Origin of the sequence: Flavobacterium agricola (assembly GCF_025919725.1) — a bacterium.
Classification (GTDB): Bacteria; Bacteroidota; Bacteroidia; order Flavobacteriales; family Flavobacteriaceae; genus Flavobacterium; species Flavobacterium agricola.
Genome location: NZ_CP081495.1, coordinates 2,018,359 through 2,032,206 on the forward strand (window position 1 = coordinate 2,018,359; position 13,848 = coordinate 2,032,206).

The window sequence follows — 13,848 nt, forward strand, 5'->3', positions numbered from 1 at the left end:
GCTACGTTTTCGCAGCGGTTTTTTTATTTAGTTTAAAGTAATATTCACAAAAGCTTCATTACCCATTTCATCTACTGCATAAAGCTTATAATCTCCTGGTTTAGCTTCAATCATCATTTCATGAAAAGTTTTGGTTTTACCCAAATAGGTATCATTTAAATACCAAAAAATCTGCGCTTCGGTATTTACATGTGCAACTTTAGCAATAACAGGTTGTAATTCGCCCGCTTGATTTTTAGTTTGACTTAAAACCATATTGTTTTCCGGATAAATAAAATCTAAAACATGTTGTTTACTAGTACCACAATCTGATCGATAAGGCGGTACCAATTTATAATTCATATTTTTAGATTTATAGTACCATTGCATAACAGGAGGTAAAACAAAATAAACTTCGGTTTGTATTTTGTCTAAATCTTCGCAAGCTGCGCTAACTTGAAATTGTTTGGTTTGATCTAAATGAATTACTTTATGATACGGACAAATGGTCGTATTGATTCCTTTTTTAGGAATTTTAGCTTTTTGTGAAGGACAATGCTGAGATGCAACATGGCCTGAAACAGTACAAACATCAATTAGCTGTAAATCAGATGCAGGTTCTTTAAAAAATTCATTTTTAGGCAAAGATCTAAAAACATCAAACAAAATGGGGCCGGCGTATTGCATCCCGGTTAAACCAGCACGGCCTTCGCCCGATGCATTACCAACCCAAACACCAACTACATAATTTTTATCTACTCCAATAGCCCAACCATCTCGGCTACCAAAACTTGTTCCTGTTTTCCAAGCAATTTCTATAGATGAATCGTAATAACGCCATGCATCATCATTGGGTCGGTTTACCTCTTTCATCGCAGTAAACGTTTGATACAAAGCTCCTGCACCAAAAACGGTAGCATCCGAAACAACTTTTCCAAAATCTAAATCAATATTGCTATTACTTTGTAACGACTGAAATTCATTGCTGCGGTATTTTTGTGTTTTGTTGTAAAAATTTAAGGTTGATGCCATGTTTGCGTAAGCGCTGCACAAATCGTACAAATTGGATTCTGCTCCGCCTAAAATTAAAGATAAACCATAATGCGCTGGTTGTTTATTAATATCTGAAAGTTGTAATTGTTTCAGTTTTTCGTAAAATTTATTTACGGTATAATCTTTTAGCATTAAAACATACGGAATGTTTAACGATTTAGATAAGGCAATATCAGCCGGAACTGCTCCATCGTACGTATTTTCGTAATTCTGCGGCGAATAATTAGCAATTTGAGTAGGAATGTCGGCCAACAAAGTTTTAGGCAGTAATTCGCCCTCATCTAACATTGCAGCATATAAAAAAGGTTTTAAAATACTGCCTGTACTTCGCGGTGCAACGGTAATATCTACATCTTTACTATGTGCCGCATCCGTAGGGCTATTTCCAACATAAGCTAAAACTTTTCGCGTATTTACATCGGCTACCAAAACTGCTACATTATAAATTTGATTTTGCTTGTACAAATTATAATATTTGGCAACAATATGATTAACCTGCTCTTGCAAATGTGCATCTAAAGTTGATGTTAATGTTTGCTCAGGATATTTTTGAGCCATTTGCATGACATAATGATTGGCACTTTGTGGCAAATTGTAAGGTTTGCCCGGTAAAGATTCTGCAATGGCCAATGCATAAGTTTCGGCATCAATTACTTTATTTTCATGCAATTTTAATAACAACGTATTGCGTTTTGCTAACAACTTTTCCTGATTTTTACCCGGATAAATTAAACTTGGCGCATTAGGTAAAATAGCTAAAGTTGCACTTTCTGCCCAAGATAATTGATGTGCAGGAATACCAAAATACCGATAAGCAGCCATGTCTAACCCCACAACATTACCACCAAAAGGTGCGTGCGAAGCATAAAGTTCTAAAATAGTATTTTTAGAATGCATAAATTCTAAACGCGTAGCTAAAACAACCTCAACAAATTTTTCGACATAGGTGCGTTTTTTATTTTTTCGATGCAATCGGATAACTTGTTGCGTCAACGTACTTCCGCCTCGAACAACTTTTTTTGCTTTGTTATTTTGCACCAAAGCTTTGGCCATAGCTACCGGATTAACTCCAAAATGGTAGTTAAAATATTCATCTTCAAAATAAATTAAACTTTGCTTGAATTTATACGGAACAGAATCAGCTTCTGGAAAACGCCATTGACCATCTTCAGCAATTTTTGCACCAAGCAATTCTTGATTTCGATCTTGAATTACCGTTGCATACGGCTGATTGAATAAGTTTTTTGGTAAACAAAAATAGTAAGCAACCACAGCTACAAGCGCTATGGTTGCTTTAATTTTATTATTTTTTATGTATTGAAAACTTTTTTTTATCATTAATCGGCAACAATTTCTACCCAACCGCCAACATTGCGCGCTTTATATGTATTGTCGTACATGGCTTCAACATAGGCACCTGATAAATAATATTTTCCTAAATAGGATGCAATTACAACTGTTGTAAATGTTTTACGATCGGCTGGTCCTAAATTAAAATAATACATGGCACGATCGTCACGAATGTCAATAAATTCGGCGTCATTTTTATAAACTTCACCATATTCTGTAAAACGTAAGTTTACCACCTCAAATCCAGAAGGGAAAATTTGTTGTAATGCAACATTAGTAAGCGCCTTTCTACTTAAATTATCAACGGTTACGGTAGCAACAATCTCAGATCCTTGTTTAATATTTGCCATATTAATAGGTTCGCCACTACGTGTTTTAAACGTAGTTGTAATACGTAAATTATCAGCAATTACTTGCTCATCGCCCACAGGTAAAACTCCAGAACTCATGATGCGAACATAAACCACATTATCACCTTTATTAGTAAGTTTTACTTGATGATTGCCTTTTTCTACTTTATAAGTCTTATCAGCAAACGCTTTATCTGTTTTTATTTTGTCTGATTTACCGTCAAATTGATAGGTTACATTCAAACCTTTGCCACCAACAACTTTAATAAACTTACTTAACGCATTTAATGCGTATGCTGTAGCTTGCGTACTCATGTATTTTTCTGATGATAAAGCTTGTGCAAGTTCGTTAGCAACTTCAAAACTTTTGGTTTTATCATTTAATAAAATATAAGTTTCTAAAGCAATAGCCTGGTTTCTGTCGTACGAACCAAAATAATACAATTGATCTAGCTTTTTACGATCTATGTTTTGCAATAAACTTTTAGCCACCTTTTCTTGCTTAACTAATGCATAAGTTGCTGCTAAACGCACTTTTGCTTCGTCCGAAATATTTGGTGTTTCGCGCAAACGGTTCATTGATGCTAAATCGACTGAGCCAGCCAACGCCAACGTATATAAACGATAAGCTTGTGCAATATCATTATAATAACGGTTTTCATAACGCCATTGCTTTGCTGCACGTTTTTGGTAATCTAGCCATTTGTTTTTCATTCCGTCAGGCAAAATATATCCTTTATCACCCGCTTCTATTAAAAACTGCCCCACGTACGAGGTTGCCCAATCGCTTACATAACTACCTCCCGGCCAATATGCAAATGCTCCGGAACTTAATTGGTAATTATTAAGCAGATTAATGGTTGCATTTACATTACGTTGCGCGCTGCTTTTTTGCGAAGCATCTAACTCAAAAATATCTGCCATGTACAATTGCGGAAAAGCGATTGACACAATTTGCTCTAAACATCCGTGCGGATATTGCAGCAAATAGCTCATACGTCCGTTAAAGTTGATTGACGGGAATGAGGAAACTTCTAGCACTGCTTGGTTAGATCCTTTTACTCCAAATGCTTCAAAGTTAATTGTTTCTGTTTGCCCTGGATTTACCGTTATATCCGTAAAAATTGCAGTGGTTGGGTTAGGGTTTGTAATTGCTATTTCAACCTTATAACTGGCTTTAAAACTACCTGAGGTTGCAATAACTTCAATAGTTTCAACACCTTCTAAGTCGTTTACCTCTAAATCAAAAAATGCCATTTTTTCTCCAGGTTCAGAAAAAGATAAGTTTTGACTTTTAGAACCTACAACCTGAGCTTTGCCTGTTGTTTTAACCTGCACGTTTACGTTGGTTACATTATTTTCTAAAGCAAAAACGGTTACCGGCATGGTTACACGCTCGTTAGGCGAAATTTTTCTTGGTAAAGATGCTAAAACCATTAACGGTTGACGCACCGGTGTTGTAACTTCTGTACTTCCGTACGAATTGGTTTCTAAATTACTTGCCACAACCATTGTACGCACCGATCCAATATAATTTGGAATGGCAATTGTGTGTTTTTCTGTTGCATTTTTACCTAACGTAAATGGACCAATAACACGAACCATAGGCTCGAATCTGTTGGCTTTTTTGGCATCGCTTGCGCCTAAAGCTTCGTCACCACCAATACTAAAAATTTGGTTTAATTTACCACCGTAAGCACCAATAACCTGATCGTAAATATCCCATGTTTTAACACCTAACGCCATACGAGCATTAAATTTATCCCAAGCATTTGGCGTTTTAAAACGGGTTAAATCTAGTAAACCATCATCTACAATAGCAATGGTATACGTCATTGGTTTTCCGTTTTGTTCTTTCACTTTTAAGGTAACGGTTTCATTTGGTTTTAAAACCTTCGGCATTTCGATAACCGGATTAAGCTTTGTACCTTCATTAACCACCTCTAAATTTAGAACACCGTACATGCGAATAGGCACGTCAGAAACGGTTTGGCTATGCGGACGTAATAAAGTTACATAAACATAAACATTAGGAGCCATTTTATCTGTTAACGGAATTTCGACTAAAGTTTCGTTTTCTTTAGTTTCTACCCAATGTGCTTGAATAACTTGGCTACCTGATTCGATTGAAATTAATGCACGTCCGCCTAAAGTTGAAGGAAATGCAATTTTAGCGGTTTCTCCTACTTTATATTTGGCTTTATCAGCCGAAAACAACAACATATTAGCTGTTGACGATCCGTTATTTTTTGTTTTTCCAGACCAAATTGGCCAATCTATTAACGACGTTATACTGGTTGCGTGACCGCCATTTTCATCGATTACTCGAATTAAATAACGTCCCCAATCTTGTTCAGGAATATTTAATTTAAAATTAGCTAAGCCCGAAGCATTGGTTTTTATAGTAAAGTTTTTATAGGCTGATGTTGCATCAGAATAATTGTACTGCGTTAATTCACCGTCGTACGAATTCCACCACCAGCGCCATGATATTTTATAAATTTCTACCTGAAGGTTAACATTAGCTTTTATTGCGCCAGAAGCATTTACCGTTTTTATCTCAAAAATATTATCTTTTCCGGTTTCTAACATGCCGTACTTGTTAGGTTCTGGCGCTTTAATACCTACATAGGTTTGATACGGCGAAAAAGTTGATGTGCTTACATCGGTACTAAAATCACCACCATTTTCATACACACGGGTTTGAAAAACGACGCGTAATTTACCTGGTGCTTGTGAGCCAATGTTGGGTGAAAAATAGAAAGATGTTTCGCCGGCATCATTTAATCTACCAGAAAAAACAGAATTTTCATCAGACGAGAATTTGCGCACTTTATCATCGAAATCAAATTTTTCTGATCCTTTAAAAGTTGTTGTTCCTGGCAAAATACGTGCCTTGATATCGGCTTTTAAATTTTGAGCCGTGGCTCCGTGCAACCATTTTGCTTGCACTTTTACAGCATTTTCTCGCGTAATTTCTTTATCGGCTAATGAATTTGAAATTTTTAAACGGTTGGGTTTAATGGTTTCTACCTTTAAACTTTTGTAAAAGTTTGCTCCACCAACATTAATACGTGCCTCCCAATTTCCGGTCGGATCGGTTGTTGCTGTTGGCACTTTAAATAAGTATTGATTAGAAGGTGTAATTTGTCGGGTTGCTTTAAATTTAGATTTACCTTGAGCATCTTTTACATTTAAGGTTATTGGATGCGATTTTTGAAGCTTTGCATCTAAATCGTTTAAAATAAAACCAACATAAATGGTATCGCCCGGACGCCAAACGCCACGTTCGGTATAAATAAATCCTTTTAATCCGTTTTGTAATTCGGTTCCTTGTACATCAAAATTACTTAAAGACAACGTCTGCGCTGCGTCTAATTTTACGTAGGTTGAATTATCACCAACCGAAACTACTGCGAAATATGCATATTTATCTAAAGTAACTTTTGCAATACCATCACCATCGGTAATGGTTTTAGCTAATAATTGTTGTTGGTAATCGTATAATTTAATTTCGGCACCAGAAATTGGTAAGGTTGAAACAATGTTAGAAACTGCAAAGAAATAACTTCCGTTTTCACCACGTTTTGCAATAACCCCAACATCGGATGCTAAAACATTAGTTTTAATGGCTTTGTTGTAATAATACGAATCGTCACACGGATTATCGCGTTGTTCCCAATCGTAATAGTAATAATCGTAATCATAATCGTACGCAGATGCGCTACGCACTTCGCCATCTTTAGCGGTAAGCGGTTCTACAGCTTCTATTTCTTCTGTAATACAATCTAAAGCTGCATAACTTTTTTTGTATGAAAGTTCAACCGAATAAATAGCACCTGGATCTGGAATAATTAGCTTGGCTAAATCAATCGCATAAACATTCCAGCGATTCATTTTCTTTAATTTATTCGGATTTAAATAAATGGTTTGACGGGCAACCGGAGCGCCTACGCGTTTTAAATTGCGATCGGTATTGTAATCGTTATCCTGAAAAAATTGTAAAATGTTATTGTTGTAAACTTTATAAACAACCACATCAACAGCATTTAAGTTGATGCTTTTAAAGTTTATTTTTAAATCGTTAGAAGTTGGTAAAATGGTTCCGCTACGCACAAACTGAATTTCTGGTAAATTAGAACCCAGCGTAATATTGGTAACAAAATCGTTTTTTAGCTTAATATTATCTTGACTAACAATACCCTGAAAAACTTGCAATTGTTTATCGCCGGTTAAGCTTTCGGGATAAAAAACTTTAAGTACATTTCCTGCCGTTGCAAATTTTAAATCGGTTGCATCTTGCAACTGAACCAAACCTGCAAAGTTTTGTGTGCCTTTTAAAGGATCAGAAAAGTTTATTAAAATGGCGTTTTCAACATCACTCATTTCGGCTTGAATAACCGAAAAGTTGTTTTTACCTGGAATTGGAAAGGTTACTTCGCCTTTCTGATCAATTCCTAACGGATTTCCGTCCCAAAAAATATCGATTTGTGAATCGGTATCTAAACGCTGAATCGAATCAATATAAAACTCAAAATTATTTTGAGCCATATCTGATCCTCTAAATTTAACTTTTAGCTTGTTTTTACCTTGTTTGGCAGTAATAAGTTTTTCTGCCTGATCGGCCATAATGCGATCGGCTGCCTGAAAATTCATATTCAGATATTGGTAATCTTTAGAATACGACTGAATATCAACAAAACTAATAGCAAAGTTCTGTTTTATGGTTTTTACCTTAAATACAAAGGTGCGTTGCTCTTTGGGCACATCGGCTAATTTACCTAAATGAAAAGTAACGGTATATTCGGTATCTTGATTAAACTTATCTTTAGGAATAAAGGCAACGGTATTGGCATTAATAGCAATTACCTTACCTGAAACCTTTGGTGATATAGAAAACAAGTCGGAATCTAATTCCTGGTTGGGCTCCCAATCTAAATGATCGGTAGTTAAAACCGTTCTAATATCTGAATTTGCAGCTATTAATCCGTTGGTATAACTAACAATATAATTGGTAAAATCATCGGGGTTAGAAACTTCTGTGTTTTTGTCGGAACAAGAAAAAAATAAGAAAATTGAGGCTACTAATATTCCTAAAATTGAGTTCTTCATAATCTGATATCTTATGTGAAAGATAACTAAATTTTAAGGAAAAAAGTATAAATCAAAGCGTTTATCTTCTTTTTTTAAAAAAATCAAGCATTAATTGAGCACATTCATTTTCTAACACCCCACGTAGAACTTTTGTTTTAGGATGCAAGTTGGCTCCTAAAGCTACATACCCACGTTTTTCATCGGCTGCACCATAAACAACTTTACTTATTTGGCTCCAATACAAAGCACCAGCGCACATTTGACAAGGTTCTAAGGTTACATACAAGGTACAATTATGTAAATATTTACCGCCCAAATTATTAGCTGATGCCGTTATAGCTTGCATTTCTGCATGCGCCGTTACATCATTCAACATTTCGGTTAAATTATGCGTTTTAGCAATAATCTGATTGTTAACTACAACCACAGCGCCAACAGGAATTTCGCCTGCATCAAAAGCATTTTTTGCTTCAGACAAAGCGATGCGCATAAAATATTCGTCTGTAAAAATATTTTCCATAATTCTAATATGTTCAATAAAAAATTGTTTATACAAAAATACAATACATATTGTACCTTTGTTGTGCTATGAGTAAAGTATTAAAACATATTTCTGAACCGGCCGATTTACGCCAATTGCCAATTGCTGATTTACCGGTAGTTGCGCAAGAATTGCGAGATTTTATAATTGATATCGTTTCTACCAAAGAAGGGCATTTGGGAGCAAGCTTAGGCGTTGTAGAACTTACCATTGCTTTGCATTATGTTTTTAATACGCCGAATGATTTATTGGTTTGGGATGTGGGCCACCAGGCTTATGGCCATAAAATACTTACCGGTCGTAAAGCAATTTTTGATACCAATCGCCAAAAAAACGGTATTTCAGGATTTCCGAAACGTGCAGAAAGCGAATACGATGCGTTTGGCGTTGGCCATTCGTCTACCTCAATTTCTGCTGCTTTAGGCATGGCATTGGCTTCGGCTTTACAAGGCGATACCGAAAAGCAACACATAGCGGTTATTGGTGATGCATCTATTGCATCAGGAATGGCTTTTGAAGGATTAAATCACGCCGGTGTTACCGATGCTAACTTATTGGTTATTTTAAATGATAATGCCATTGGGATTGACCCTAGCGTTGGAGCGTTAAAACAATATTTAACCGAAGTTAAGGCCGGAACAACGCACCGAGCAAACAATATTATTAAAGCACTAAACTTTGATTATTCAGGACCGATTGACGGCCATGATATTGAAGGTTTAATTAAAGAGCTAAATCGATTAAAACAAATTAAAGGCCCTAAGTTTTTACATGTAATCACCACAAAAGGCAAAGGTTTAAAACAAGCCGAAGAAGATCAGGTACTTTATCATGCTCCGGGCAAATTTAATAAAGAAACGGGCGATATTTACCCGAAAACAGAAGTTGGTTTACCACCTAAATTTCAAGATGTTTTTGGGCATACCATTGTTGAATTGGCAGAAAAAAACCCGAAAATTATTGGAATTACTCCGGCCATGCCAACAGGCTCTTCCTTAAAATACATGATGGAACGCTTTCCGGATCGTGCCATTGATGTGGGCATTGCCGAACAGCATGCTGTAACTTTGGCTGCCGGTATGGCAACACAAGGATTAGTTGTTTTTTGTAACATCTATTCAACCTTTTTACAGCGCGCTTACGATCAGGTTATTCATGATGTTGCCTTACAAAATTTACCCGTTATTTTTTGTTTAGATCGCGCAGGATTGGTGGGCGAAGATGGTGCCACACACCAAGGCGTTTATGATATTGCTTATTTAAATTGCGTACCTAACTTAACGTTGGTTGCTCCTTTAAATGAAATGGAACTACGCAACATTATGTTTACCGCACAGCAAGGTTTAAGTTTTCCGTTAGCGATTCGTTATCCGCGCGGACGTGGATATCACGTAAATTGGAAAAATGAATTTGAAACTTTTGTTTTTTCAAAAGTGCATCAATTAAACCATGGTAAAAAAACAGCTGTTTTAACAACCGGAACAATCGGAAATCAGGCACTAAATGTTATTTTGAGTAATCAAAATTTAAAACAAAATGTTTCGTTATATCATTTTCCGACTATAAAACCTTTAAATGAAGCTGAACTGCGAAAAATTGCAGCAAAATACGAACAAATTATTACAATTGAAGAAGGAAGCATTGTGGGCGGATTTGGCTCTAGCCTTGCTGTTTTTTACAATCAGGAAGAAATAAATGTTAAAATTAAGCATTTAGGCGTTCCAGATTGCATTGTTGAGCATGCAACTGTTTTACAGCAACAAGAATTTTGTAATTTAGACGAAAATTATTTGAGAAATCTTTTAGAAAGATATTTAAATTTATAACATTTGTAATCCCCACTATATAATTATCTAAATGAAAAAAATAATTTATTTATTTACTTTTTTATTATTGATTGCAAGCCAATTACATGCACAAGAAAAAGAAAAAGATACAAATGAAAAAAAACATCCCATTGGTTATTGGGAGCGTAGTAATACGGTAGGATTAGATTTAACTCAGGTTTCATTCGTGAATTGGAACGCCGGCGGACAAAACTCAGTTTCGGCTTTAGCTAAAGGGCATTTTACCCGAAAACTTACTAAAGGCCGTTTGTTATGGAATAATGAATTAATTACGCGTTATGGTTTTAACAAGCAAGTTGACCGAGAAACAAGAAAAACGGACGACGTTTTTCAGATCAACTCAACCGCAGGTTACAGAACCGATTCAATTTCTAATTGGTATTATTCGGCTAAGTTTAATTTTATCACACAATTTACCAATGGTTATGCGTATCCAGATAAAACAAAACCCATTTCTAAACCTTTTGCGCCAGCATATTTATTTCTGGGTTTGGGTACCGAATATGTTGATAAGGTAAATAACTTTAACGTTTATCTTTCGCCATTTACAGCTAAGTTAACTTTGGTTTTAGACCAAATGTTAGCCAACCAAGGTTCGTACGGAGTTGAAAAAGCAGTTTACGACGAAGCGGGAAACCTAGTACGTTTGGGAGAAAAAACCAGAACTGAATTTGGTATTTTAGTTTCTGGGCAGTACAAAACGCAATTATGGGATAACATTAACTTAGATACACGCGCTTCGCTTTATACCGATTATTTAAATAGATTTGGAAATATTGATGTTGATTTACAAGCAAACTTAAATATGAAGGTTAACAAATACGTACAAGCTAGTATTTTTGCACATTTAATTTATGATGACGATATTAAGGCAGTACGCGAAGTTGATGGGCAAAACGTAAAAATTGGCCCGCATTCAGTTAAAACAAATTTTAGGTATTGGTTTAAATTATACCTTTTAAATAAAAAAAAGTTCAGCCAATTGGCTGAACTTTTTTTTATTTAATAACCTTGCTTTGATAATCAACTTTATCTCCTTTTATACGAACAAAATAAACACCTTTAGCCAAATCTGACATTTTTAATCGGGCAATGTTCGAAAAGTTATCCAATAATTCGCTTCGAAGTTGTTTGCCATGAATATCAAACAATTCTACCTGAATGGTTGAGGAATAATTAGGAATAGCAATAAACAAATCTTGCAACACCGGATTAGGATAAACCTTAATTTGAGGTTGTTCCGGAATTGTATTTGTTTGGTTGTTGCACGTTTCGGGACGCGTAAAATCTTCAACCTGATCTTTAATATCTTCAGGAAATTCGTTCAGTCCGGCAGAAGCATGTAAACCAACACCACGATCGGCAAAAGCTTGCCATATTTTACATGAATGTGCGCCATTGTACAGCAATTCGTCTGCTTTTAAAATAGCATTTCTACCCGTAATAAAGGACGGATTACACGGTTGTAACTTTAAACCATTCATCACCAACTGAAAAGCAATATAATTACCACTTGTAGGATTAGTAAAGCTGGCATCAAATCCAAAATCGTCAAGCAATAGCCAAGTTAAATCCCACAAAATGCTTGCCCAAACAGTTCCCACCTGATGTGCATTAACTTTTATAACGCCGTCGGTTGTAGTAAAACTTCGGTTCGTTATGGCATAGGTTGCCGGATTGATTTGTTTATCGGTGCTATAAGGATGCCTTCGAATACCTTGTGCATTTGTATTACCCCCGGAAACATAGCTACCAATTCCTACTGGTGCTTGTCCAGAATCGCCATTTTTAAGCTGTAACAACAACGAAAAATAATCAGACCAACCTTCGCCCATTTGCTCTGCAGAAATTAAACAAGATGCGTTGCCACGACCACCGGTTAATCGCGAGGTAACGCCGTGAGCAAATTCATGAATAATAATACTGTTGTCAAAACTTGCATCGTATATTTTTCTATGAATGGCTTGTTCAATTTCTATTTGAATTTCTTGCTTTTTGTTTAACTGTTCAATCCATAAATTACCGGTTTCGTAGCTCACAAAAACAGCTGGAATTGTAATTCTATTGTCGGAACCCGACATGGTAACCAATTCTTCATTCGGAATATTATTCATAACCACAACAGCAATTGCTCCAGCCAATTGTGCCTGATAAACCTTTTCGGTAAAACTACATCCACCACGAACAACTAAAGCAATGTTACCAGCTAAAGCATTTGCATTACTCGGAAACGTGCAACCGGAATTAGATCCGTCAGCATCGGTTACTAAAACAAGTTTTGCTGCAAAACCGTTCGGAAAAACTGGTACAGCAACGTGGCCAGCATCAAAAGCATTTGTGCTGGATTTATAAGCGCCCTTTATTTCTTCAGGTTCAGAAACAAAAACTAAATCTGCAGTATCTTGTTTCCATAAATACATTTGAATTCTGGGGCTAGATCCGTCGCGCGGAACAGAAATATTAGCATTGTTTACTCCAGATCCATCTTGTGCTTCAGCCAAAAGCGGATCAGAACCATCTAAATATCTAGAATTTAATCGATTGTATTGATTTTGCTGAAAATTCCCGCTATTTTCATCGAAGCCAAAGGCGTAAAACAAATCGTGCAACGCATTGGTGGTATAAAACAGATTGGTTATGGCAGCATCTGTGCTCTGAGAAGGCGGTGCTATTTCACCACGAAACGGAAACACGAACTTCAAATTAGGCCCACCGTCGGGTGAATAACCCGGCTTGTTTTCTGACTTATTATCTTCATACGCATAAACATTATTTCCGCGCGTTATGGTATAATCGGCACCTGGAAAGCCATCAACATCATGCCAACCAAAAGGAGAAGCAATTGGATGTGCAGGATTTTTTAACAATTGACGGGTATTTTGCAACGGCCCTGGCGTTTGAAAAGGAAAAACCAGATAGCCTGAATCAGCTTTTATATTTTTTTCTGCTATTGTATTTTTTGAAAGAAAAGAAGAGTTGCTATGATTATGATGAGCAGCCGTGCAATTTAAAGTTAGCAACGTATTTTTACTTACTTCTAAACTAGAAGCCAGAATTTGTACTACAAACAATTGTTGTTGGTCGGCCGTATATAATTCAATATTATAGGCCAAATCTAACCACCCAGACTCAGTTTGTGCATATACAACATCTATAAAAACAGGATGTGCCTCATAACCAACTACCCAAGTTTGAAACTGATTAAGCGCAAGCGTTAGAATCGGCTTAGTTTGCGGAAGTTGATAACCATGAAGCGTTAATGCTTTTTGCAACGCAGCTTGCATGCTATTTTGCTTTTGAGACGTATTCTGAGGACGTAACTTTGCAGCTGTTGTGGTATTAAATTGACGATCAACCTGAGTAATTTGATTGTTTTTAATTACAACCGTTGTTTGATTTTTATCAATCGGAATGCCGTGAATTTGTTGTTGTACATAATATACAGAGGCAGATCCAACCTGGTTTTGTGATTGAATAACAACATCTACCTCGGCAGATGCAGAGCCAGAACTATTTAATGCTTGTTTAAAATAGCCTTTAATTATATCAGGATGTGATTGCGAAAAAACTGTGTAGTAGGTAAAAAGAAAAACAAATAGCGTTATCTTTTTTATGGTTGGTTTACATAACATTA

At 36.1% G+C, this 13,848-nt stretch carries 6 protein-coding genes; 2 read left to right on the forward strand and 4 right to left on the reverse strand.

What is annotated here, in order from left to right; translation table 11 throughout:
- Window positions 1-27 precede the first annotated feature (27 nt).
- From pbpC to K5I29_RS10115, 3 genes are all read right to left on the reverse strand, one after another.
- A complete protein-coding gene (gene pbpC / locus K5I29_RS10105) occupies window positions 28-2,370 on the reverse strand; it encodes a penicillin-binding protein 1C (RefSeq protein ID WP_264433007.1) in 2,343 nt (780 codons plus the stop codon).
- Window positions 2,370-7,844 carry an alpha-2-macroglobulin family protein gene (locus K5I29_RS10110; RefSeq protein WP_264433010.1) on the reverse strand — a complete coding sequence of 1,825 codons (5,475 nt, stop codon included), beginning with the start codon at window positions 7,842-7,844 and terminating at the stop codon, window positions 2,370-2,372. The genes pbpC and K5I29_RS10110 overlap by 1 nt, the downstream gene beginning before the upstream one ends.
- 61 nt (window positions 7,845-7,905) lie before the next feature.
- Window positions 7,906-8,346, reverse strand: a complete 441-nt coding sequence (locus tag K5I29_RS10115) for a nucleoside deaminase (protein WP_264433011.1) — start codon at window positions 8,344-8,346, stop codon at window positions 7,906-7,908.
- A gap of 68 nt (window positions 8,347-8,414) precedes the next feature.
- On the opposite strand from K5I29_RS10115, the gene K5I29_RS10120 reads away from it, so the two are divergent.
- Together K5I29_RS10120 and K5I29_RS10125 are read left to right on the forward strand one after the other, a co-directional pair.
- On the forward strand, window positions 8,415-10,193 hold the full coding sequence (locus K5I29_RS10120; protein WP_264433012.1) for a 1-deoxy-D-xylulose-5-phosphate synthase: 1,779 nt from the start codon (window positions 8,415-8,417) through the stop codon (window positions 10,191-10,193).
- Between the two features lie 31 nt (window positions 10,194-10,224).
- On the forward strand, window positions 10,225-11,220 hold the full coding sequence (locus K5I29_RS10125; protein ID WP_264433015.1) for a DUF3078 domain-containing protein: 996 nt from the start codon (window positions 10,225-10,227) through the stop codon (window positions 11,218-11,220).
- Here K5I29_RS10125 and K5I29_RS10130 read toward each other — a convergent pair.
- Entirely contained in the window at window positions 11,213-13,846 is a 2,634-nt protein-coding gene (locus K5I29_RS10130) for a M36 family metallopeptidase (protein WP_264433017.1), read from the reverse strand. The two genes, K5I29_RS10125 and K5I29_RS10130, sit on opposite strands and share 8 nt — an antisense overlap.
- Between the last annotated feature and the right edge of the window lie 2 nt (window positions 13,847-13,848).